Genomic DNA, 23,974 nt, shown 5'->3' on the forward strand with positions numbered 1-23,974 from the left:
ACAGGGTTGTGGTAGAGGCAGTTCGCTGCGGTGCTAGGCCAAATACATGGCAAAAAAGAACCGGCCTTTCTGCGCGTTGTGCGGACACGGCCTCGTAAAAAACGGGAAGACTGCCGCTGGCACTCAACGCTGGATATGCCCAGCCTGTAAAGCCTCGTCGATCAACACACGCCCCATCGTGCAGGAAAAACGCCACTTCGCCATGTTCCTCGACTGGATTTTGTCCGGTGAATCAGCAGACCATCTTGCCAATCGGCTCGGGATTAGCCACCGCACACTCACCCGGTGGTTTCGCTTGATGTGGTTTATTACCGTCCCCACCTATACCGACCCCTATCGGGTCTATGTCCAGGTCTTTATCGACGGCACCTACTTCCACAAGAAGTGCCTGCTGTAGCCTGCACGAAAGACCACGTTATTGCCTGGCATTGGTGCTTGAGGGAAAGCTCCTACGAGTACCTCAAACTCCTCGACAAAATTGCCGAACCGCTCGTCGTGACCACTGACGGCTCCGGCGGCGCACTCAAAGCCATCCATACGACATGGAAGAACGTGCAGATTCAACGCTGCCTCGTCCACGTTCAGCGCAATACGTTCACCAGCATCAGTCGCAACCCCATATACCCAGCTCACAAAGCCATTCGGCGTTTGGGTTACATGCTCACCCAGGTACACCCACCGCAGTGCACGTCGCGCCCTGTGCCGTCTAGAAAAGCTTGCCGCCAGTGGTGAACTATTCGTCTACCTTGCCCCACCCAACGGCGTGACCACGGACCTAAAGGCCACAACCAATGTTCTAGAAGGAGGAATCAACAAGCAGCTCAAAGACCTGGCAGGCAACCATCGCGTCAATGTTTGACGAGCACCAACGCATCGCCATGGACTGGTGGCTCTACATCCATACAGAACAACCAACACCACCACTAGAGCTAGCCCAGCAACAAGACTTCGGACGAGTTGGAGAACAATCCGCACGCACTGCTTGGGCGAAAGAAGAACTCCACAGACGCGGCCACCTAGATGGACGACCCGCCACATACGACACAGGCATCGACGCCGTATGGAACCCCAGCATAGGAGTAAGAAAAGGCTGGGTCGGCAGATGAAAAATCCACACGAAATGTCCCTTAACACACAAGGTTGCGTTGGTTAGATATGGCGTCACTCACCCCGTTGCTGCTGCCAGATGAAGAGATTCGTCGGATGTCACGGCGGATTACCGAGATGTTTTGACAGCCGGCTCGAATGCCTGGATTTCAACCCCCGACACACCAAACCTGGCAAGTGTAATGTCCACAAAGTCCAACACCTGCGACATGACGGGCGCAGACAGGGAAACCACCAGGGAAGTAGGGCCCGAGGTGGCAGCGACAAACCGCACCTCCGGCAAGCTGCTGAGCGCTGTAGCCAACTCGCGAATCTGCCCGGGGGCCATCGTGAGCCACACCAACACAGAGGACTCTAGGCGGTGGGCCTCCAGATTCATCTCAACTTCAAAGAAGAGAATCTTTTCATCGCGCATACGCTGGACTCGGCGTGACACCGTCGCAGGATCAATATTTAAGGAGGTAGCTACGTCGCGGTGTGGGCGACGGCCGTCGGCGGCTAGCTCTTCCAAAATTCGGCGATCAAGCTCGTCCACCTCGCTTGCAAGATTAAGCGGGTTTGTTTGCCCCTGCGCACCCCAAGTTTGTAGCAGCTGGACGACGGTGACGGTGCCCACCCGCGGATCCTTTTGTAGCGCCTGGATGACGCTGTCTTGACCGGCCGGCGACGAGATCAGGCCGAACGTGACCTCATCATGGGCCATCGTGACGCGAACCCAGCGGGTACGGGGGATGCTCGCGAGTTCGCGTCCCACTGCCTGGGCGTGTCCGGCACGGACCTGGGCGCGGATCATCCATGCTACGGTTCCTCCAAACCCGGGGAGGGTGCGGCCGAAAACACGAATGATGCCCATGCGGTGCAAGCGTTGATAGCGTCTGGCGACAGTACGCTCGGCGAGGCCTGTCTGTTTTGAGAGCTCGCGGAAGCTCGCAGTGGGGGAGAGATTGATGGCGTCGATAAGCGTGCGATCGGCGTTGTCAATAGGTGAGGATGTCATGAGGATCAAATGTCGATTTATTGAATACTTCGCGGTTACTTTGACTACATGTTGCATAGAGGTGGATATTGCTGGATATGTCCTAGTGTAATGCTCTCTATGACCAACCCAAAAGAAATGACTGAGCAACGCCCCGCAGTGATAGAGCCCACCCCGAAGCGCGCTGGAATGACCCGCGCGGAGATGGCCGGCGCGTACGCGGCACTCGTCGTGACGCTCCTGCAGACGCTGGTAGTGCCCCTCACCCCACGATTCCCACAACTGTTCGACACCACGGCCTCGATGGCCGCGTGGATCGTCACCGCGACGCTGCTCACCGGTGCGATTGCCACCCCGATCCTGTCGCGTTTGGCAGACATGGTGGGCAAGCGCCGAATCATTTTGGTGTCCCTGGCGCTGGTGTTGGTCGGTTCCCTCATCGCCCCGTTCGGCGGGATTGTGGGAATCATTGTCGGACGCAGCCTGCAGGGTATTGGCACCGCAATCATCCCGGTGACCATGGCCCTGATGCGTGACCATGTGCCACACGAGCGCCTGCGTCCGGCTCTCGCGCTGATCTCCGCGATGCTCGGCATCGGCGGTGGCCTGGGCATCCCGCTGGGCGGCGTGATCATGAAACTCGCTGGCTGGCAGTCAATCTTCTGGCTTTCCGCAATCATGACCGCACTCGCCATTGTCGCGATTGTGCGCGCCATCGAACCAGAAGAACGCACCGTCCACGGCGGCAGCTTCGACCTACGCGGCGCGGTCGTCCTTTCCATTGGCTTGACGACGTTCTTGGTCGGCATGTCCAAGGCCGGAGAATGGGGATTCGCCTCACCACTGACCATCAGCCTGATCCTCATCGGCCTAGCGGTTCTGGGACTGTGGACCTTGCTGCAAAGCCGCACCGAGCACCCACTGATGTCCATGCGCACGGCATTCGAACGACCCATCTTCATGGTTAACGTCGCGGCACTCCTGCTCGGCTTCACCATGTTCATGAACCTGCTGGTCACCACCGTGCAGCTGCAGAACCTGCGCGTCGAGCACGGCTTCGAACTGGGGCCACAGGCCGCCGGTCTGGCCATGCTGCCATCCGCGATCATCTCCGGACTAATGGCTCCTGTGTCCGCCCGCATCGCAGAACGCTTCAGCCCCCGTGTCCTACTCGTTCTCGGCTCCCTGATCGTCGCCACCGGCTACCTGCTGCGCTGGGGGATGAGCCCCAACGTGGGCATGGTCATCTTCTGGGCCACCTTCCTCACCGTCGGCATCTCCCTCGGCTACTCCGCGCTGCCCATGATCGTGGTGCACCACGTGGACCGCGCGGACACCGCAAGTGCCAACGGCCTCAACGCACTGCTGCGCTCCATTGGTATGACTCTCGGCTCCACATTCGTCGGCATGGTGGGTGTACTACTGGCAGTAGAGCACGCTAGCCACGCCGGACCATCCTGGAATGCCAACGTAGCAGTGTTCCTCACCGGTGCTGTCGCCGGACTCATCGCAGCAGCAGCGGCCTTCCTCACCGAAACCCGACACGAAAAGAAGTAAAGGATGTCATACTCCGTCGCAGCAATCGATACCCACGCCCACGTGTACCCAGCCTGGTACCTCGACCGACTGGTTGCTGCCGGTGGCGACCCAGCAGCAACAGCCGTCGCACGCGGTATCCGTGCAGACAGCACCCCAGAAGACATTCAAGCCCGCATCGCAGGAATGGACATCGCAGGAGTTGAAGTGCAGCTCCTGGCGGTCACCCCGCAATCGCCCATCGTGCCAGATGCAGCAGCTGGGGAGAAACTAGCCCGCGACATCAACGAAGAATACCTGCGCCTCCACACCGAGTATCCTGGCCGATTCTGGCTCTACGCAGCACTTCCACTGCCACACGTTGCGGCAAGCCTCCGCGAAATCGAACGCATCGCCACCGAACCCTTCCTGGGCGTCAGTTTCCCAGCACTCCTCCCAGGCGGCGGATCTCTCAACAACCCTGACTTCGACCCCATTTGGGAAGCCCTCAACGACGCACACGCTGTAGTCAACATCCACCCCACCGGCCAAGGCGCCTGCTCTGCCCCGATGCTCGAACACCGACTCGAATGGGTAAACGGAGCACCAGTCGAAGATGCCATCGCAACCCTGCACCTACTGAAAGCCGACATCCCAGCCCGATACCCAAACATCCACTTCCACGTGGCACACCTCGGCGGCGACCTCCCATTCCTCGCCCAGCGCATCGAAGACAACTACACCGACTGGAACGCCTTCCCCAGCTCACCACGGCAAACCCTCAGCAAGTTCTACTTCGACGCCGCCAACTTCCACGAACCATCACTCCGCCTAGCAGCAGAAACATTCGGGCCAACCCAAATCATGGCGGGCTCTGACTTCCCGTACTTTCAAGACTCCAAATACACCCGGGCGTTCTCCTACGTGCGTGATTCCAGCCTCTCCGAAGAACACCGCGAAGCCGTCTTGCGTGGCAACGCCATGAGGCTGTTTGGGAAGTAGAGCGTAGCTTTTTAGGGAAATCCGGGAAGTACTTCCCGGGTCTTGGGGGAAATTTTGCTGATTTGCGAGGTTTCAGGCGAGTCGCGCCCCGAGATCCGGGTCGTACTTCCCGGGAAATGGAATTTGTGGGGGGCCTTCCCGAGTTTTCTCGGCGCTGTGGCTGGTGTTGGCCTGAATGCTAGACCTCGACATTACGCGCCCGAGGCTTCTTCGATATAGGGTCCGGGTGTACGGACTTTTTCTTGGAGTCCTACGCGTCGATAAATCGGTGGGCGTGTCAAGTTGTTTGTGTGTGGTGGTTGGTTTTTAGATGTATTGGTTGAAACGGTCTGGGTAGGCGACGATCATTTGGTTGAGTGCTTCCATCCAACCGACCGTTGTTCGACCTTCGATCATGCGGCCTGATCCGTCTGCTTTGGGTTTCTTGGCTCGTTTGATCGCTCGTTTATCTTCGATGTTGCAGATCGTCAACCACAACGCCTTCACCGCAGCCTGATCATTCGGGAACTGGATGCGGTTACGCGTTGCTTTCCGCAACTCACTACTTGAGCGATTCGATCGCGTTAGTGGTGTACACCATCTTCCTTGACCTGTGGTGTGAACTGTAAAAACGGCACAAACCTGTCCCAGGCACGTTCCCATACCAGCACCGATTGCGGGTACTTCCTACCCAACTCACTGTCAGCAAATGCATCCAGTGCCTGACGTGCCTCGGTCTCGTTGACAGCAGTGTAAACCTGTCGCAGCGCTGCACTGACCGCCTTGCGATCACCGTAGGCGACGTACTTGTTGGCATTACGAATCAAGTGCACCACGCAGGTTTGCACCAAGGACCCAGGCCAGGTCGCTTCGATCGCCTCTGGCAGGCCTTTAAGCCCGTCACAGGCAACAATAAACACATCCTCAAACCCCTCGGTTAGCAAGCTCTGCGCACACACCAGACCAAAAGGATGCACCTTCGTTGGCAGCAACCCAGATACCAAGGACATGGTTAGCCCCACTTAGGTCAATACCGACCGCGATATGGGCTGCCTTGTTAATGACCCTTGGGCTGTGTCAAGTTTTGTTGACGGTTAGACCCGTTTGTTTTGGTTAGGCTGCAAGGGCCTCGGGGAGTAATTCGGGGCTGGGGGTCAGGAAATCGGCCATCGCCTCAGCGGGAATGAGGCCGGTCGCACTATGGCGGCGCTGTCGGTTGTAATACGTCTCAATCCACGACAGTGTCTCTAGGCGGGCGTGCTGCTTGGAATCGAATTGTTTGCGCTCATGCAGCAGGTGAAGTTTCAGCGTGGAAAAGAAGGATTCCGCCACCGCATTGTCCCAGCACACGCCAACAGAGCCGACAGACAAGCGAACGTCGAGTTCTTCGGCGCAGTCAGCGAACACCTTTGAGGTGTACTGACTGCCTCTATCCGAGTGGAATATCGCATCACCAGCAACGAAGCCTCGATCATGGGCCATGGTCAAGGCATCCACCACAAGCTTCGAGCGCATGGAATCGGCCATCGACCAGCCCACCACCATCCGGGTGCCCAGATCCATGACTGTGGCCAGGTACATCCAGCCTTCACGGGTGCGCAGGTACGTAATATCTCCGCACAAGACCGTGGTGGGCACTGGGGGATAAAACATCCGCCGCAGGTAGTCTTTGCGCAGGTCAGCGTCAGGATCCGCAATGGTGGTGCGTACCTTCTTGCGTCGGTACTTCGTGACTAAATTGTTCTGCGCCATGATGGTGCGCACCGCGTACAACGTGGTGTCAATACCTTCAGCGACCAGGTCAGCAAAAATGGTGCGAGCACCGGCAAACCCTTTGTGCTTGGTCGTGAAAAGCTCTGTGACGCGGGCACTGATGGCAAGCCTGCGCCCCCTGGGAGAAGATGCAGCCACAGGGGTGTGGTGGCGTTTCTTCCAGGCGTAGTAGCCGGCTCTGCTGACGTTAAGGACGCGTGCCATCATGGTGACCGAGTATCTGGGCTTGGTCGTGCCTTCTTTGTCGAAGTGGTAGATGACGCGGAAGAAGTCGTCTTCTACTGCTCCTTGGCAAAGAAGGCGCTGACTTTTTTTAAGAACTCGTTTTCAAGCTCCAGCTCCCGGATTCGTTTGGTCATTTCAGCTGGGTCTTGGGAGTTGGGGTCTGCTTTGCGCAGGTGAGAGCCGCGGCCGGTGCCTTGGGTGCCTTTGGCTTTGGCCACCCACCGGCCCAGAGCTGAGGAGGAGATCCCGTACTCGGCAGCGACTTCCTCGCGTGTCTTGCCCAACACGAGAACCGCATCCACGCACTGCTGTTGAAATTCTTTTGGATAAGCCTTCGGCATAATCACACATCCTTGTCGTTGAGGGTTTCACCGTCAACAAGAATCATGACAGCTCACCTGCCACCATCACGGACGTTGATGCGGATGGCATCTAAGGAACATGATCGGGTAAAACGCATCCAACCTGCGGTGCCATCATTGCATTACCGCTTCCAACACACTGTCGGTAACGTTGCTTATTGTCTCATGCGACATGTCCACCCCATATGAGGTGGCGATGTGGTGCTGGATATCCCTGACCGTCATGCCACCGGCATACAACGAGACGATCATGTCACCAGGGTTCCGTGATCCTGCGGGCCCCTTTAGGCACCATACGAGGGATAAAGGTGCCGTCGCGATCACGAGGAACATCAATATCGATCGGTCCGTAATGAGTATCGACAGTTGTGGAATACGACCCGTTGCGGGAATTGCTCTGCCCAGCTGCAGCCTTGCCTGCCCGGTCACCGGAGCTGTATCCCAGGTGGGCGTCCATTTCAGCGGCTAAACCACTATTGATGGATGATTGCAGCACGCCACGAACAAGCGCATTGATATCGCCATCAGCAGCTTCAGCAAGCTCACCGATCATCTTCGCTAGTTCAGGGCTCGCCAGGATCCGCTGAGATACGGCACGGACCTGATCGGCATCCTTATGCTTCTTTGTCAGACGTAACAGTCATAATGGTTCATCCTTCCGGCTATGTGGTGGAAACCCCACACACAAACCATTTGACACTCTCATATCGGTCAGTAACGGTTCCAACCCCCGGCTTGCAGCCAGGGTTCGATATCCCCGGCGTTTAAACCGCCTGCGATAAACATACCAAGTAATGTACTCATCCAACAGAGTCACCACTTGACTTTTTGTCAACTCCCTCTGATTAATATCGTGGTAATAAAACACCTCACGTTTTAACACACCGAAAAACCCCTCCATCGCAGCATTATCACCACTGGTAGCTTTCCGCGACATCGATGGAATCACCCGGTAATCGGCCAAATCCTCAACCGGCGTGGTGCTGTCAGTGACCGTGATCGTTTCAAACCACGCCTTCGCCCGGTAATGAAACCCCCGATCCGAATGGATAATCGGCTTTTCACCAGGGCCTAGCTGATCGATCGCATCCTGGATCATCTCGGTCACCAACGCCACCGACGGACGATGACCAATCATCACCGACACCGGATACCTATCATGCAGGTCAATAACCGGGGATAGATACAACTTACCGTCCTTACAGGGGATTTCACTGATATCAGTGACCCATTTCTGATTCGGGGCATCAGCATAAAAATCATGAGTTAACACCGGCACACCATCATCGTCCACACACTCCCGGTAGGTGGCAGACAGCTCGATGACCTCTTCATGCGCTGTACGGCCTTTCTCATCGGCGACATACAACCGGTTGGCCACACTCGGGTCCGTCTCTTCCTTGTAGGAGCTGTAGGATCGACGTCGTTTGATCTTCGGGGATAGATCAAACTCGGCCATGATCTCCCGCACGATCTTCTCTGATACCCGTATGCCGGTTTCTTTCAAGATCGCATGCACTACCCGGTACCCGACCCGATAATGCTCTTCATCGCAGATCTTAATCACCTTAAGCAGCAAGCGACGCGCGACGAGCTAAACCTGGGTGATCAAGCCGCGTGCGGGCGTAGTAAAACGACGAGGAGGCAAGACCTAAAAACCGCAACGTTTCCGCCACAGCAAATCCCTGGGCGATCACCCCAACAGCGATCCGGGTGATGTCTTAAACACCCCATGTCGGGGCGTGGTCTTTTCCCAGGCGGATGATCCCTTCTTCGACCAGTTTTTGCCGCTGGGCAAGCACGGCGTAGGCCAGTTGCTGCTGACGTAAAATCTTCTTCAGCTCATCCGGGTTGCTGGTGAGTTTGTCCATGTCAGGGGTGGCGAACATGTCAGCGCCTGGGATGTGCTTCGGGATGGATTCCAGCAACTGCACATCCACGCCTTGCGCTTGTAGCCAATCATAAAGCTGTTGGTGCATGCGCTGCTTGTGCGCGCCTCGACCGGTGGTGGCGGCGCGGTGGTTTGTCTTTTTTGTTTCATCCACGGCTTTGATAATGGCAGCAACGAGCTCATCGAAGGGGATGTTGTGCGGTGTGTCAACGACATCGCTGTATAGCCGGCACCACTGTCTGATGCGCACATCACTGGGGCCGAAGGTGCGTGACAAGGCTGCCCACGAGGTGGGGTTGTGAAGGTAGGTCGCGACAACAGGGGCGATGAATTCGGAGGAATAACGCTGGTACCTACGTCGAGGAGTAACAGGTTGGTCGGTAGGCATAGTTTGAAGGCTTTCTCCCGGTGTGGGCACCGGGCTTGGTGCCGCGTAAAACCTTCCAAGAAAACGTCCGCAGTCCCTCCGCGATCCCGAACTTCGGGAGGGTAATGTCAGGGCCAACGTAGAAACCACATGCCAGGCCTCGTGAATAGCGCAAAGCCAAGTGCATACAGCCCACTGTCGCACAGGTGCCAAAAGTCACCACAGGAAACACCGCAGCCCCGCTCTCCGAAGAGAACGGGGCTGCATTTTAGCTGTGCCCTCGAGAGGATTCGAACCTCCGACCTTTGGTACCGGAAACCAGCGCTCTATCCCCTGAGCTACGAGGGCGAGTCGCGTTGCGACTAAGGTGCTACACCTAGCACCTCGCGTTGCGGCGACGTGCCGAGTTTAGCACCTCGCCGCCGCGAGACTGAAATCAGGATACGTAAATCACGATCAGGGTGCGTGGACCGTGGACACCTTCGACGCGATTGAGCTCGATGTCGGAGGTTGCGGATGGTCCGGAGATCATGGTGTTAGGCACTGCCGGGTCAAGGCGACCGACCATCTCGGGTACCGAGTAGACCACGTTGTCCTTGCGCACGAGGCAGATGTGGACGTCGGGGACGAGGGTGAGAGCGCGGCGGCCACAGACGTCGTTGGCTGCGAGGCAGATAGTGCCGGTTTGTGCGGAGGTGACGTGGGAGTCAGTGACGACGGCGTCGACGTCATTGAGCCCGCGGGGGTCGGTGTCAGAGGAATCTGGTGTGGCGACCCCGCTGAACTCCGCGAACAGGGACTCGGGGAGCCCTGGGGCGTGTACGACGGTCTGTGCGCCCCGATCGCCCAGGATACGGGCGATGGTTGCGGGCAGGTCGGCCTCCGTGGATTCTTCCACGATTGCTTTGTAATCGACGAGCCTGTCGATCAAGATTTCTCGCAGTTCCTCCTCCGAGTGAGTGAAGGTGGTGTGGTAGTCGCGTGGCACGGGGTGTGGCCCGGGCGGGGTGCCAGCGAGTTGGTGCGCGTTGCGGATGCGCTCCAGGATTTCCTGCTTTGCGCTAGTCATTGGGGATGCCTTTCTCGCGGGCGTTGGCAAGCAGTGCTTGGCCCTCTTTGCTGTCGAACCAGGTGCGGAAGCTCTTCTTTGGCGGGACTGGGGTGTCGCGGACCTTTGTCCAGCCGCCGAGGAAGCTTGGGAGTTTATCGATCTTGCCGTTGAAACCACCGAGGATACGGCCCATGAAAATGACCTTGGTGACGAGGCTCCACACGTGCTGGTTGCCGAAGGTCAGGCCGACAGCATCGAAAATCAGGTTCTCGATTGGTGGTTTGGCGTCGGTGATCTTCTTGTGGCGCAACTCGAGGAGCACGTCGGTGATCGGGATCTTCACCGGGCATACTTCGTTGCATCGGCCGCACAGCGTCGAGGCGTAGGCGAGCGAGGCATTCGGATCGTGGTGATCATTGAATCCGGTCAGCTGCGGGGTCAGGATCGCGCCGATGGGGCCCGGGTAGGTGGAACCGTAGGCGTGGCCGCCCGCGCGCTCGTAGACCGGGCAGACATTCAAGCAGGCAGAGCAGCGGATGCACTTCAGCGCTTCGCGGCCAATGGCGTCGGCAAGCACGGCGGTGCGACCGTTGTCCACGAGCACCACGTGGAAGTTCTGCGGCCCGTCGCCCTCGGTGACACCCGACCAGGTGGAGACGTACGGGGCTTGGCGCTCGCCGGTGGAGGAACGGGGGAGGAGCTGCAGGAACACTTCAAGGTCTTTGAAGGTAGGCAGCAGCTTTTCGACGCCCATCACTGAAATCAGCGTCTCCGGGAGGGTCAGGCACATGCGGCCGTTACCCTCAGACTCCATGATGGCAATCGTTCCGGTTTCGGCAATGCCGAAGTTTGCGCCCGAGATAGCGACCTTCGCCTGCATGAACTGCTGGCGGAGGAAGGAACGGGAGGCTTCCGCCAAGTCAGCGGGTTCCTCGGTGAGGGATTCGTCGGTGTTAGGCATCTCCCGAACGAAGATTTCGCGGATCTCCTGGCGGTTGCGGTGGATCGCGGGAACCAGAATGTGCGAAGGGCGGTCCTTGCCCAGCTGGACGATGAGCTCCGCGAGGTCAGTTTCCTGGGCGTGGATGCCGACCTTCTCCAGCTGCTCGTTGAGGGCAATTTCCTGCGTCGCCATGGACTTAATCTTGACGACATTCTTCTCGCCCGTCTCTTGCACCAGTTTGGTGATGATTTCGCCGGCTTCCTTGGCGTCCCGCGCCCAATGCACGTGCCCGCCCTTGGCGGTAACGGCGGCCTCAAACTGCTCAAGCAGTTCCGGGAGCCGAGCGAGGACGTCGCGCTTGATGTTGGAGCCAGCCTCACGCAGGTCCTGCCAATCGTCCAGCTCATCGACGACGTTCTGCCGCTTGCCACGAATGGTGGTGGTGGCCTTGTTTAGATTGCGACGCTGCGTTTCATTGTGCAGCGAGGTCTTGACGTTTTCCGTAAAGAGGTGGTCGCCGCGCAGCAAACTGATGTCAGCAGCGTGCGGTGGCACGGTTGGGGTTCCGAGTTCGACTTTCACAGCATGGCCTCCTTGCCATACACAGCTGACGTTGGGGACCAAGGATGTTCCTTGGTAGATGCCAGGATTTCTGCCAGATGCAGCACGCGGACACCGGTCTTGTCGCGGGAGAGGCCACCGCCGATGTTCATCAGACAGGAGGCGTCACCGGCGGTGACGTACTCAGCGCCGGTCTCCACCACGTGGCGGACCTTGTCGTGCATCATCGCTGCGGATACATCTGGGTTCTTCAGGGAGAAGGTGCCACCGAAGCCGCAGCATTCTTCGACGTTGGGCAGCTCGCGAAGGTCGATGCCTTCCACGTTGCGCAGCAAACGCAGTGGGCGATCGCCCACCTCGATGAAGCGGAGGGAGTGGCAGGAAGCGTGGTACGTCACCGAGTGTGGGAAGTAAGATCCGAGCTCGTCGGTGCCTGCGATATCGATGAGGAATTCGCTGAGGTCGAACGTCTTCGCAGCTGCGATCTTGGCCCCGCTGGCCAGCGCGGAATCTCCGTAGCGGTTCGCCACGTGCTCGTGCTGCTCTCGGACGGCGCCAGTACAGGAGCCGGAGGGGCACACCACGTAGTCGATGGAAGAATCAGCGAACGCGTCGACGTAGTTGCGGATCTGCGGGATCGCTTCCTTTTGGTAGCCGGTGTTGACGTGCATCTGGCCACAGCAGGACTGCTCGGGAGGGAATACGATGTCGTAACCCAGGCGGGACAGGATGACCGCGGTGGCTTTCACTGCATCGGGGAACATGACGTCACCGATGCAGGTGGAGAAGAGGGCAACTCGCATGAGTGTTCCTTTGTTGTATTGCGGGCAAAGTCAAAAGAAATAGAAAAGTAATTAGTTACTTAAATCGCGCGATTTCTATGGTCCAGCATACCGGGAAAATTTGCGGTGGGAAAGTTGAGATATTTCATAATATTATCCAGCTACCAGCACTTATGTATTTATCTAAATGTATCCAATGTCATGCTTTTGCAACTTCTCGCTCGGGGGTGCCCCTTGCTAGCCTGGGAAGGAAAATGTTTGTAATTTGCATATAAAACAAACAAAAGCCCAACTTGGAGGGTTAAATGCCACAGGAACCTGTGTTTGTACCGGCTGTTGACGCGGTTGCGGGTAGTTTGCCGCTAACAGCTGTTGTGGGGCTCGCCCCGTTGATTGTGTTTTTTCTATTTCTCATGGGGCTGAAGCAGTCTGCATACGTTTCCGCAGCTGCCGCGCTGGTCACCGCCCTCCTCGGAGCGGTCGTCGGTTTCGGGATGCCCGCTAAGCTCGCGGCGCTGTCCATGTCCGAGGGTCTCATGTTCGGTCTGTTCCCTATCGTGTTCATCATCTGGATGGCGGTCTGGATCTATGACCTCACCGTCCGGGCGCATCGCTTTGAGGATCTGCGTCAGATTTTCGCGGCACTTGGCCGGGGCGATCAGCGCGTTCAGGCGCTGCTCATCGCGTTTTCCTTCGGTGGCTTGCTGGAAGCTCTCGCGGGCTTCGGTGCTCCCATCGCGATCGTGACGGCGATGCTGCTGGCCATCGGTATCAAGCCGCTGCGTGCGGTGATTACGACGCTGGTTGCTAACACCGCTCCTGTCGCATTCGGCGCCATGGCTATTCCTGTGACGACCGCGAGTATTTTGTCCGAACAACCACTTCATGACGTCGCAGCCACCACCGGCAAGCTCATGGCGATCCTCGCCGCAGTAGTTCCATTTGTGCTGTGCTTCGTCCTTGATGGTTCCCGCGGTTTTCGACAGATTTGGCCGGTCGCCGTGGTGCTGGGCGCAACGTTCTCCGGCGGCCAGTTCCTCGCGTCGAACTACCTCACCTACGAGCTGACCAACGTTGTGGCCAGCCTGCTGTCGCTGTCGGTGGGCATTGCTTTCCTTAAAGTGTGGGCGCCTACGACCCCAGAGGAGCAGGCCTCTGCCGTGTCGGCATCGCCGCTCACAGTGCAGCGGACTACCTTGGCGCTGTTTCCTTATGTGCTGGTGGTTGTGGTGTTTGGCGTCGCGAAGCTGTGGCGTATCGGGGTGGACATCCCTGCGTGGCTGCAGAGCACGGACATTGCGATTGCGTGGCCCGGCCTGCACGGCAAGATCCACAGCAACGGCACCATGTTCAACGTCAACTGGCTCTCCGGGCCGGGCACGTTGCTGCTGCTGTGTGGCCTCGCCACCGCTGTGGTCTACGCGGCCACCGACCGCGAGTTCACCGTCGGTGGGGCGCTGCGCGAGCTTATCGACGGCCTGAACCGCATGAAGTTCAGCTTCCTCACCATCGCTCTGGTCATGGCACTGGCATATGTGATGAACTTCTCGGGCCAGACGACAGCGATCGGTGCGGCCTTGGCCACCACCGGGTCGGTGTTCCCACTGCTTTCTCCGGTGCTCGGCTGGGTTGGTACCGCGGTGACAGGATCTGCCACCTCTTCCAACGCCCTATTCGCAAACATGCAGGCCAGCACCGCGGAACGCATTGGCGCAAACCAGACCTTGCTGGTTTCGGCGAACGCTGCTGGTGCGGTCACCGGTAAGATGCTGTCCCCACAGACCGTTTCCATCGCGGCGGCCGCCGCCAAGATGGACAATGGCGAAGCGCAAATCATGCGCGCAATTGCAGGTTTCTCCTTCGGCCTGCTGGCGTTCATGTGCGTCGTGGTGTTCCTGTTTGCCTAAACCTTCGGCAAATTCTGAGTCGCCGTCAGTGGTGCATTAGGATAGACCACCGTGACTCCTGCAGATTTAAGTAACCTCATCAAGACCACCGCCACCACCGTCCTAGAGGACAAAGAACTGGACGTAACCGTTCTCCCGGAGACCGTGGTGGTGGAGCGCCCTCGCAACCCCGAACACGGCGATTACGCAACGAACCTTGCGCTGCAGATCGCCAAGAAGCTCGGGGTGAACCCACGCGAGCTGGCTAGTTGGCTGGCTGAGGCACTGGGCAGCGATGACGCCATCGACGTTGCTGAAATCGCCGGACCTGGCTTCCTCAATATTCGGCTGGCCGCCGCTGCACAGGGTGGCATCGTCTCCACTGTGCTGGCAGCAGGGGATGCCTACGGGCATAACGACTCTTACCAGGGACTCAAGGTCAATCTGGAGTTCGTCTCCGCTAACCCCACCGGCCCGATTCATCTCGGTGGCACCCGCTGGGCCGCAGTGGGTGACTCGCTGGGGCGCGTCCTCGCTGCCAACGGCGCTGAGGTCACCCGCGAGTACTACTTCAACGACCACGGCGGTCAGATCGACCGCTTTGCTCGCTCCCTCGTTGCCTCCGCGAAGGGTGAGCCCACTCCTGAGGATGGCTACGCCGGCGCCTACATCGAAGAAATCGCAGCCGCGGTTGTTGCTCAGAATGCAGGAGTTCTGGAGCAAGAACCAGCACAGATGCAGGAAACCTTCCGCGCCTGTGGCGTGGAGATGATGTTCGCCCACATCAAGGAGTCCCTGCACGAGTTCGGCACCGACTTTGATGTGTACTTCCACGAAAACTCCCTCTTCGAATCGGGTGCCGTGGACCGCGCCGTGGAGATGCTCAAGGCCAATGGCAACCTGTACGAAAACGAAGGCGCCTGGTGGCTGAAGTCCACCGACTTCGGTGATGACAAGGACCGCGTCGTCATCAAGTCTGACGGTAACGCCGCCTACATCGCCGGCGACATCGCCTACGTGGTGGACAAGATTGAACGCGGCCACGACCTGTGCATCTACATGTTGGGCGCCGACCACCACGGTTACATCGCCCGTCTTAAGGCAGCAGCCGCGGCCCTGGGATACAACCCGAATGCCGTGGAAGTGATGATCGGACAGATGGTCAACCTGGTCCGCGACGGTAAGGCAGTGCGCATGTCCAAGCGCGCCGGCACCGTCATCACTCTCGACGACCTGGTCGAGGCCGTGGGTGTCGATGCAGCGCGCTACTCCCTGATCCGGTCCTCGGTGGACTCCTCCCTGGATATCGATATGGGGCTGTGGGCGTCGCAAAGCAGCGAAAACCCGGTCTACTACGTGCAGTACGGACACGCCCGGCTGTGCTCCATCGCTCGTAAGGCCGCTGAGGTGGGCGTCGCGGTGAGCACCGACAACCTCGACCTCCTCACCCACGAGCGCGAGGGCGAACTTATCCGTACGCTGGGTGAATTCCCAGCCGTCGTGAAGTCCGCAGCAGAGCTGCGCGAACCGCACCGCATCGCGCGCTATGCCGAAGAACTCGCTGGCAGCTTCCACCGCTTCTACGACACCTGCCAGATCCTGCCCAAGGCCGATGAAACCGAGCAGCCTATCCATGGCGCTCGCCTGGCGCTGGCAGCCGCGACCCGCCAGACCCTGGCCAATGCGCTTGGCCTCGTCGGAATCACCGCACCGGAAAAGATGTAATGACCTTTAACGAACTCCCAGCACACGTCTGGCCACGCACTGCGCGTCGGGAAGAAGACGGCATTGTCACCATCGGTGGCGTACCACTGACCGAACTCGCCGAAGAATACGGCACGCCCTTGTTCGTCGTGGACGAGGACGACTTCCGGTCGCGCTGCCGCGATATGGCAGCTGCGTTCGGTGCCGAGAAGGTGCACTACGCCTCCAAAGCGTTCCTGACCACCACGGTTGCCCGCTGGGTGGATGAAGAGGGCCTGAGCCTGGATGCCGCCTCGCCCAATGAACTCGGCATCGCGCTGGCCACAGGTTTCCCCGCCGAGCGGATCACCGTGCACGGCAACAACAAATCCGCTGCCTTCCTCACAACGTGCGTGACGGAGGGCGTCGGCGCCGTCGTGCTAGACAACGCCGCTGAGCTGGAACTGCTAGACCTGATCGCAGCTAAGCACGACACCATCCAAAAGGTGCTGGTGCGGGTGAAGCCCGGTGTGGAGGCACACACCCACGAAATGATCGCCACCGCCCACGAGGATCAGAAATTCGGTTTCTCTCTCGCTTCCGGCTCCGCGTTCGCCGCTGCGGGCGCTGCGATCACCGCGGAGAACCTGGACCTGGTGGGGCTGCACTGCCACGTCGGTTCGCAGGTGTTCGACGCCACCGGCTTCGCGCTCGCCGCCGAGCGCGTGCTGGGGCTGGTGAGCCAGATTCATGAGGAATACGGACACCAGCTCGCCATCCTGGATCTCGGTGGTGGCTACGGCATTGCCTACACCGCTGACGAACAGCCATTGAACGTGGCTGAGGTGGCACGCGACTTGATCGACAAGGTGAGCAGCCATGCCGCCCAGCTAGGCCTTGAGACCCCGCATGTGATGGTGGAGCCAGGCCGCGCGATCGCGGGACCATCCACCGTGACCCTGTACGAGGTGGGCATGATCAAAGACGTGCACGTCACCGACGAAAAAACCCGCCGCTACATCGCCGTGGACGGTGGCATGAGCGACAACATTCGTCCCGCGCTGTACGGCGCACAGTACGACGGCCGGGTGGTCAGTCGCTTCGTGGATGGGGAACCGACCGCGACGCGAGTAGTCGGCAGCCACTGCGAATCCGGAGACATCCTCATCGACGATGAGCAGTACCCCGACGACATCACCACCGGCGATCTGTTCGCGCTGGCAGCGACCGGCGCCTACTGCTACGCCATGTCCTCCCGATACAACCAATTCGGCCGACCAGCAGTGGTATCCGTCCGTGGCGGGCGCACCAAGCTGATGCTGCGCCGGGAGACCCTGGAGGACATTCTCGCTCTAGAGGGGTAACCCTCGTGGTGGCCGTGCGAATAGTCTGCAATAATGTGGAAGTTATTCGCACGCAACTCTAGGGGATTTTTCGATGGGTAAAAAGACTACAGTAGGCATCGCCATTCTTGGCCACGGCACCGTAGGTAGTGAAGTCCTCCGCTTGATGGGCGAATACTCCGAGGACCTTACTCATCGCATTGGTGGCGAGCTGGAGATCAAGGGCGTCGCAGTATCCGACCTGGACAAGCACAAGGATTCTCCTGCCGCGCACCTGATGACTACTGACGCCATGAGCCTCATTAACCGTGAGGACGTTGACATCGTCGTCGAGGTCATCGGTGGCATCGATTACCCACGCCAGCTCGTGCTCGCTGCCCTCAAAGCCGGCAAGTCGGTAGTGACCGCCAACAAGGCGCTGGTCGCGGCTCACGCAGCCGAGCTCGCGGAGGCCGCCGATGAGGCCAACGTCGACCTGTACTACGAGGCAGCTGTCGCCGCGGCGATCCCAGTGATCGGCCCACTGCGTCGTTCCCTGGCAGGCGACCGTGTGAAGTCCGTGATGGGCATCGTCAACGGCACCACCAACTTCATTCTTGACGCGATGGACTCCACCGGCGCGTCCTACGATGACATGCTCGCGGAGGCCACCCGCCTCGGCTACGCAGAGGCCGATCCAACCGCTGATGTCGAGGGCTACGACGCCGCCTCCAAGGCCGCCATCCTGGCGACCCTGGCCTTCCACACCCGCGTTACCGCAGACGACGTCTACCGCGAGGGCATTTCCAAGATCACCGCTGCGGACATCAACGCAGCTAAGAACGCGGGCCACACCATCAAGCTGCTCGCCATCTGCGAGCGGGTCGGCGACACCGTTTCCGCCCGCGTCCACCCAACCCTGATTCCACGGGACCACCCACTGGCCAGCGTGAACAAGTCCTTCAACGCGATTTTCGTAGAGGCAGAAGCCGCTGGTCGCCTGATGTTCTATGGAAACGGTGCCGGTGGCGCCCCAACCGCCTCCGCCGTGCTCGGTGACCTGGTGGGAGCGGCCCGCAACAAGGTGCATGGCGGCCGTGCCCCAGGCGAATCCACCTACGCCAACCTGAAGATTGCCGACTTCGGTGATGTCAGCACCCGCTACCACGTGGACATGGACGTCCATGATCAGCTGGGCGTCCTTGCTCGCATTGCAGAGCAGTTCTCCAACGCTGGGATCTCCCTGCGCACCGTTCGTCAGGAGGAAAAGGGCGAGAACGCCCGCCTGATCGTGGTCACACACCACGCCTACGAGCGTGACCTCGCGGGGGTAGTGGAAAAGTTGAAGTCCATGGACGAAGTAAAGTCTGTTAACAGCGTAATCCGACTGGAGAGTGAGTAAGAATGAACGCAGTTCATCGTGGCTGGGCAGGCCTGATCAACGAATACCGCGAGTACATGCCGTTCGGCGATGACGTCGAGGCTGTCACTCTGCTGGAAGGTGCCACCCCGCTGATCCGTGCTAACTACCTCTCCGACCTCCTCGAATGCGAGGTGTACCTAAAGGTGGAGGGTGCCAACCCTACCGGTTCCTTCAAGGACCGCGGCATGACCGTGGCCGTGACCGACGCTGTACACCAGGGCAAGAAGGTCCTGATGTGTGCCTCTACCGGTAACACCTCCGCATCCGCAGCAGCGTACGCCGCCCGCGCCGGAATCAAGTCCTGCGTCCTGATCCCAGAAGGCAAGATCGCCATGGGCAAGCTGGCACAGGCAGTGATGTACGGCGCAGAGATCATCCAGGTCAAGGGCAACTTTGATGACTGCCTCGAACTGGTACAAAAGACCTGCGTGGAGTACCCAGAGATCGCACTGGTGAATTCCGTGAACCCGATGCGCATCGAAGGCCAAAAGACCGCCTCCTTCGAGATCATCGACGTCCTGGGAGATGCCCCTGATATCCACGCGCTGCCAGTGGGGAACGCGGGCAACATCACCGCCTACTGGAAGGGCTACAAGGAATTCCACGACGCTGGCAAGTCCACCAAGCTGCCACGCATGTTCGGTACCCAGGCTGCGGGCGCGGCTCCGCTGGTCAGTGGCGCGCCTGTGCTGGAGCCAGAGACCATCGCTACCGCGATCCGCATCGGTAACCCAGCGTCCTGGAACGGTGCGATGAACGCTAAGGAAGAATCCAACGGTCGCTTCCACGCAGCTACCGACGAGAAGATCCTGGAAGCGTACCGCCTAGTCGCTGCCAAGGAAGGCGTGTTTGTGGAGCCTGCTTCCGCAGCGTCGGTGGCCGGTATCCTAGCCGCGCACGAAGAGGGCCTGATTGAGAAGGGCCAGACCATCGTCTGCACCGTAACGGGTAACGGTTTGAAGGACCCAGACACCGCGCTGCTGTCCATGACCGAGCCGCACCCAATCGAGGTTGACGCCGCTGCCGTAGCCGAGGCTTTGGGACTCAAATAACATGCGTCAGCTTTCCATCGGCACCACGGTGCACGTTCGTGTCCCAGCCTCGTCTGCGAACCTGGGACCCGGCTTTGACACGCTGGGGCTGGCGCTGGGGCTTTACGACGACCTCACCGCCGAAGTCATCGCCGAAGGTTTGGAACTCACCATCGAAGGTGAGGGCGCAGACATTCTGCCTCGCTCCGAAAAGCATTTGGTGATCAAGGCCATCCGGCTTGCCCTGGCCGAAGCTGGGGTAGCGGCGCCTGGGCTGAAAGTCCACTGCGTGAACCGGATTCCGCAGTCGCGCGGACTAGGTTCGTCGGCGTCGGCAGCTGTCGCGGGTGTGGCTTTGGGCAACGCGCTGGCCGGAAACGTGCTGACGCAGGAGCAGGTCGTTCACCTGTCGGCCACGTTCGAAGGACATCCCGATAACTCCTCGGCGTCTGTCCTCGGCGGGTTCGTGGTTTCCTGGACCGAAAATAATGACGGTGCCACGGAATTTAAAGCCGTATCCGTGCCACCATTCCCTGGGCTGCGGGCGACGGCGATAGTGCCGGAGACCTATGCGTCGACAAGCGAGGTGCGTCGCGTGCTGCCGGCGTCGGTGCCGCATATCGACGCCCGGTTCAACGTCGCCCGATGCGCACTCCTTACCCATGCCATCCAACACGATCCAGCGCTGCTCGTGGAAGCTACCAGGGATCGCCTCCACCAGGGCTACCGAGCGAAGGCGCTTCCTGTGACGACGCAGTGGGTGGAGAAGATGCGCGACCGTGGCTTGGCTGCCTTCGTTTCTGGTGCCGGGCCCACCGCGTTAGCGCTGCATGTGGAGGATTTCCCGCAGGACCTTCGGGAAGAGGCACTCGCAGCGGGGTTGCGCGTCATGGACCTCGACATCGTTGACGGTGTTCAAGTAACAGTCGAAAAATAGCCTGCGAAACTGATCTCGTCTACCTATAATGTCGAGGTGAGCGAAAACAAAACCGCCTCGAAATTCGTGTCCTACCTCGCCTCGGACTTGTTGACCTCCGGGAACATCATGTAGGTTGCTGCCGTGGGCGTCGTGGGCTTGCTGGGACTTTCCGGCGGTTTCGAGGCCGCTGAACCTGCGGGCATGACAAAGCTGAGCGCTGTCTCGGCCAGTGGTCAGACGGTGGAGACCACCCCATACACCGTCGTCGTCGGCCAGTCTCGCGTCGTCGACGGCAGAATTGAGGTTCCGCTGTCGATTACGCTGAACTCCTCACATCCGTTCCGCGGCAGCTGGGATTTGTCTCGCGCGTTTCAACTAAAAGACAGCGCAGGGCATCCCGTGTTCACCCGCGAGACGGACATTTTCCCAGTGACCGTGCTGACCATTTCTCCCGGAGTGCAAACGGACATCATTGCTAGCTGGCCGGACTCCCCAGGAGCCAAAGTGCTCGAAATCAACTCGCTTACCTGGCGCAAATCATCCTTGGACGGCTCCATGCAGTGGCTTGATGCCACTCCGGTGGCGAAGGTGCAGCTGCGATGAAACAAAAAGCTGGACTGGCGGTGATGATCCTCCTTGCCGTCATCATGTCAACCACGATTCGCGAGAGGATGCCGAACCCACAAGACACCTTCGCGCGCCCCTTTGAGTACTCCGGGAATACGGCGCCGGGGTTTGGTGAGCTCGGCGACGTAAAAGCGAAGCTCACTGACAGCGTTGACGGAAACCGGACAACCGAGACGTTCATCGAGATTCAATTCGGCTTCACAACGTCTAAATACCAACGCCCGCCATATGCAACGCTCGTCGATGGGAAAAACCGCGACATCAACCCGCTGCGCCCTCCCAAGTGCGGTTCTGTGCAAACCGGAGTTCCAGTCACGTGCACAGTAGGCTTTGAAGTCGCGCGGGACGCCACCGACAACGCGGTACTCCGCGTTCACCCGGGTTACTCGGACTCTGCCGCACCGGTAATCGTGCACCCACTGACCCTGGAGGGAGGAACCAATGGCTGATTCTGAACTGACGAACGCCGAGCGTTGGGAAGTGGAGCAAGCAGCGCAACAGGAACTCGATCGTATCGAGCGAAGCGCCGGTAAAGATGGTCGCTCGTGGTGGCAGGCCAACAAAAGGTGGACTGTAGCGCTGCTCCCAGCTATCGCAGCCGTCATCGCAGCGTCTTCTTTCCGCTATTTTCACGTGTACCAGCCCAACACATTCTCGGAAGCGGTATCCGTAGCTGCAGGGGAAACGGCCCATTTTGATCGGGAGTTCGTCACCGAGGAGCACACCTTCCGGCGTGCTGCGGAGGTGGAGGTGTTTGCCGTGCAGAAACTAGAAGAGATAGATTTCCCGGACTTCCAGCCCACCGCGGATGTGGAGCTGTGGGCAGTGGCCACGAGCTGGAAAGCTCAGCCTGACATCACCCTGTCATGGTGTGAAACGTGGCTGACGGACACCAATGGCACATCGTACGGCAACTATTCGGAGCTGATCGGCGATAAAAACTTCGACAAAAACTTTTCCTCGATGTACGCCTGTGTCCCGCCCGAAGCCACCGGACCCGATGCACCATCGATCTTTGATCCAGATCCACAGGAAGATCCGGACAATAAGCGGCCGGAAACCTGGCGTAAGGTCAACGTGTTCGCATTGCCACCGGGAGTAACCCCGAAGACTCTCCAGATCGCGTGGGAGAAGCCGTTCTACCTTCAACTGGAGCTGCCAGAGCCGGGAACGGACATTGTGCCCAAGAATTAGTCGCTCACGCTGACAATTTCTTCCGCCGCAGCTTCCGCAGCGTCGGCCGCGTAGGAGTGCCGCAGGTAGCGATCCAACGCGGCCGCGAGCAGCGGCAGCGCCACCAAGAAGTAGCCGATCCGTCCCGCTACAAAAATATAAGGGGACACCGTGGCAGCAACGAGATAGTCCTGCGGGCCCATGATCGCGCGCCCGAGGTAAACCGTTGCCAGCTCGGTGATCGAGCACAGGATGAAAATCAGGCAGAACACGATCATGGGCACTACGCCAGCGATCGCGAGTTTCTTGAGCCCGTCCCAGGACAACTTGATCGGGCCCCAGATCGGCTGAGCAGCGGTGTCCAGCAGCGACTGGGCCTGGCTGCGGGTGGCCACCACAGCGCGGTGCTTGCTGAACGACGCCCATCGGGACCGCGGTGTCTTCGCGTGTTTTCCAGTGTGGCTTTCCGGGGTGGCTTTCTTTTTCGGCAGCAGGGTAGTGCCGAAGAGAACCGCGCCTAGGGTAAGCCAGGCGAGGGGAACCACGATGGTGTCATCAAGCTTCGCGAGGACGACGCCGGCGCCCACATACAGCTTGCCGACGATTCCCGTATTCTCGATCAGCGTTTCCTTAGCCACCAGAAAGTTGTGGTAGGCGGGAGCGATGACCGCGCGGCTGGTCAGCCATTCTTTGATCCCATTGATGTTCGCGGTGAGCATCGCGGACAACGAAACCATCCAGAGCGCCTCAAGGTACGCGGAAAAGGACGCGATACCAAAGTGACGTTCGCCGAGCGCGAAAAAGCCGATCAGTTTCCGGAGGAACAACACCACAATGATGAGGATGAGGGCTGCGGTGGTGTCGTTGATGAACACGCGGGAGAAATCAGTAGTGGTGAAGGTGTTAATAGACTCGTCAAGGGTTGCGTCGTAGACAAAGGTACGCAGGTCGTCCTTGAGTAGCCCATTAGAGGCGTACACAGTGAGGAACGGGATGAGCAGACCGCCGATGGTCAACAGGCGGGTTGTGCTGAGGTAGCCCGCGCGAGGAGCCTTCACCGCAGTAGAGAGGAAAGGCAAGCTAGGCTGCATTACCCACAACGCGATAATAATGCCGGTCATCACCGCCAGCGGCGCGAGCGGCACCACCAAAGTAGCGATCAGTGGCGAGGAGTCGGATACCGCCACCGCGCCCCACAGCACCGCGGCACGCACCGCAAACGCAGTGCACAACACCACTATGAGCGCAGGCCAATGACGTACGAGGAGTTTGCAGCCCTGGAACGGGATGGACAGGCTTTCCGCTACCGACGCCATGAGTTTTTTCACCGCCACAGTATAGCCAGAGACACTGCGGTAGCGCGGGGCGAAGCGAGA

General features: G+C 59.2%; 19 protein-coding genes, 1 tRNA gene and 4 pseudogenes. 12 read left to right on the top strand and 12 right to left on the bottom strand.

Features of this window, described 5'->3' with window-relative positions; translation table 11 throughout:
• Window positions 1–46: 46 nt before the first annotated feature.
• A pseudogene (locus HW450_RS12110) lies at window positions 47–1,106 on the top strand (IS1/IS1595 family N-terminal zinc-binding domain-containing protein).
• Between the two features lie 110 nt (window positions 1,107–1,216).
• Here HW450_RS12110 and HW450_RS12115 read toward each other — a convergent pair.
• The gene (locus HW450_RS12115) at window positions 1,217–2,104 is read right to left on the bottom strand and encodes an Lrp/AsnC family transcriptional regulator (protein WP_182385865.1); all 888 of its coding nucleotides are present in this window, start codon (window positions 2,102–2,104) and stop codon (window positions 1,217–1,219) included.
• 99 nt (window positions 2,105–2,203) lie between these two features.
• Here HW450_RS12115 and HW450_RS12120 point away from each other — a divergent pair, with 99 nt between their 5' ends.
• On the top strand, window positions 2,204–3,640 hold the full coding sequence (locus HW450_RS12120) for an MFS transporter (protein WP_182385866.1): 1,437 nt from the start codon (window positions 2,204–2,206) through the stop codon (window positions 3,638–3,640).
• 3 nt (window positions 3,641–3,643) lie between these two features.
• Window positions 3,644–4,600, top strand: a complete 957-nt coding sequence (locus tag HW450_RS12125) for an amidohydrolase family protein (protein WP_182385867.1) — start codon at window positions 3,644–3,646, stop codon at window positions 4,598–4,600.
• A gap of 306 nt (window positions 4,601–4,906) precedes the next feature.
• Here HW450_RS12125 and HW450_RS12130 read toward each other — a convergent pair.
• The 10 genes and pseudogenes from HW450_RS12130 to HW450_RS12180 all read right to left on the bottom strand — a co-directional run.
• Window positions 4,907–5,647: pseudogene (locus HW450_RS12130) on the bottom strand (IS256 family transposase); the annotation flags it as partial.
• Between the two features lie 45 nt (window positions 5,648–5,692).
• Window positions 5,693–6,616, bottom strand: a pseudogene (locus HW450_RS12135) (IS3 family transposase); the annotation flags it as partial.
• Between the two features lie 14 nt (window positions 6,617–6,630).
• Complete coding sequence (locus HW450_RS12140) at window positions 6,631–6,918, bottom strand: transposase (RefSeq protein ID WP_182384945.1); 288 nt, start codon at window positions 6,916–6,918, stop codon at window positions 6,631–6,633.
• A gap of 56 nt (window positions 6,919–6,974) precedes the next feature.
• A pseudogene (locus HW450_RS13115) lies at window positions 6,975–7,570 on the bottom strand (transposase); the annotation flags it as partial.
• A 9-nt stretch (window positions 7,571–7,579) separates the two neighbouring features.
• The gene (locus HW450_RS12155) at window positions 7,580–8,518 is read right to left on the bottom strand and encodes an IS3 family transposase (protein ID WP_407926245.1); all 939 of its coding nucleotides are present in this window, start codon (window positions 8,516–8,518) and stop codon (window positions 7,580–7,582) included.
• Window positions 8,519–8,660: 142 nt separating this feature from the next.
• Window positions 8,661–9,218 carry a hypothetical protein gene (locus HW450_RS12160; protein ID WP_182385871.1) on the bottom strand — a complete coding sequence of 186 codons (558 nt, stop codon included), beginning with the start codon at window positions 9,216–9,218 and terminating at the stop codon, window positions 8,661–8,663.
• Window positions 9,219–9,472: 254 nt separating this feature from the next.
• Window positions 9,473–9,545, bottom strand: a tRNA-Arg gene (locus HW450_RS12165).
• A gap of 88 nt (window positions 9,546–9,633) precedes the next feature.
• The gene (locus HW450_RS12170; RefSeq protein ID WP_182385872.1) at window positions 9,634–10,266 is read right to left on the bottom strand and encodes a LutC/YkgG family protein; all 633 of its coding nucleotides are present in this window, start codon (window positions 10,264–10,266) and stop codon (window positions 9,634–9,636) included.
• Complete coding sequence (locus tag HW450_RS12175; protein ID WP_182385873.1) at window positions 10,259–11,773, bottom strand: LutB/LldF family L-lactate oxidation iron-sulfur protein; 1,515 nt, start codon at window positions 11,771–11,773, stop codon at window positions 10,259–10,261. Before HW450_RS12175 ends, HW450_RS12170 begins: the two co-directional genes overlap by 8 nt.
• Window positions 11,770–12,555, bottom strand: coding sequence for a (Fe-S)-binding protein (locus HW450_RS12180; protein WP_182385874.1), 786 nt, complete (start codon window positions 12,553–12,555; stop codon window positions 11,770–11,772). The genes HW450_RS12175 and HW450_RS12180 overlap by 4 nt, the downstream gene beginning before the upstream one ends.
• Before the next feature lie 299 nt (window positions 12,556–12,854).
• Between HW450_RS12180 and HW450_RS12185 the strand changes: the two genes are divergently transcribed.
• The 9 genes from HW450_RS12185 (at window position 12,855) to HW450_RS12225 (ending at window position 22,619) form a co-directional block, all read left to right on the top strand.
• Window positions 12,855–14,441: an L-lactate permease gene (locus HW450_RS12185; RefSeq protein ID WP_182387539.1), complete on the top strand. Its 1,587-nt coding sequence runs from the start codon at window positions 12,855–12,857 to the stop codon at window positions 14,439–14,441.
• A 51-nt stretch (window positions 14,442–14,492) separates the two neighbouring features.
• Window positions 14,493–16,145: an arginine--tRNA ligase gene (argS, locus tag HW450_RS12190; RefSeq protein ID WP_182385875.1), complete on the top strand. Its 1,653-nt coding sequence runs from the start codon at window positions 14,493–14,495 to the stop codon at window positions 16,143–16,145.
• Window positions 16,145–17,467 (top strand): diaminopimelate decarboxylase, encoded by a 1,323-nt coding sequence (lysA, locus tag HW450_RS12195; RefSeq protein WP_182385876.1) that lies wholly within the window; start codon window positions 16,145–16,147, stop codon window positions 17,465–17,467. Before argS ends, lysA begins: the two co-directional genes overlap by 1 nt.
• A gap of 73 nt (window positions 17,468–17,540) precedes the next feature.
• Window positions 17,541–18,827: a homoserine dehydrogenase gene (locus tag HW450_RS12200; protein WP_182385877.1), complete on the top strand. Its 1,287-nt coding sequence runs from the start codon at window positions 17,541–17,543 to the stop codon at window positions 18,825–18,827.
• Window positions 18,828–18,829: 2 nt separating this feature from the next.
• Entirely contained in the window at window positions 18,830–19,900 is a 1,071-nt protein-coding gene (gene thrC, locus HW450_RS12205; protein WP_182385878.1) for a threonine synthase, read from the top strand.
• A gap of 1 nt (window position 19,901) precedes the next feature.
• The gene (thrB, locus tag HW450_RS12210) at window positions 19,902–20,816 is read left to right on the top strand and encodes a homoserine kinase (protein ID WP_182385879.1); all 915 of its coding nucleotides are present in this window, start codon (window positions 19,902–19,904) and stop codon (window positions 20,814–20,816) included.
• Between the two features lie 123 nt (window positions 20,817–20,939).
• A complete protein-coding gene (locus tag HW450_RS12215; RefSeq protein ID WP_182385880.1) occupies window positions 20,940–21,401 on the top strand; it encodes a hypothetical protein in 462 nt (153 codons plus the stop codon).
• Window positions 21,398–21,874: a hypothetical protein gene (locus HW450_RS12220; protein ID WP_182385881.1), complete on the top strand. Its 477-nt coding sequence runs from the start codon at window positions 21,398–21,400 to the stop codon at window positions 21,872–21,874. Before HW450_RS12215 ends, HW450_RS12220 begins: the two co-directional genes overlap by 4 nt.
• Window positions 21,867–22,619 carry a hypothetical protein gene (locus tag HW450_RS12225; RefSeq protein ID WP_182385882.1) on the top strand — a complete coding sequence of 251 codons (753 nt, stop codon included), beginning with the start codon at window positions 21,867–21,869 and terminating at the stop codon, window positions 22,617–22,619. Before HW450_RS12220 ends, HW450_RS12225 begins: the two co-directional genes overlap by 8 nt.
• Here HW450_RS12225 and HW450_RS12230 read toward each other — a convergent pair.
• Window positions 22,616–23,926 (bottom strand): hypothetical protein, encoded by a 1,311-nt coding sequence (locus HW450_RS12230; protein ID WP_182385883.1) that lies wholly within the window; start codon window positions 23,924–23,926, stop codon window positions 22,616–22,618. The two genes, HW450_RS12225 and HW450_RS12230, sit on opposite strands and share 4 nt — an antisense overlap.
• Between the last annotated feature and the right edge of the window lie 48 nt (window positions 23,927–23,974).

The organism is Corynebacterium hindlerae (assembly GCF_014117265.1).
Taxonomy (GTDB): Bacteria; Actinomycetota; Actinomycetes; order Mycobacteriales; family Mycobacteriaceae; genus Corynebacterium; species Corynebacterium hindlerae.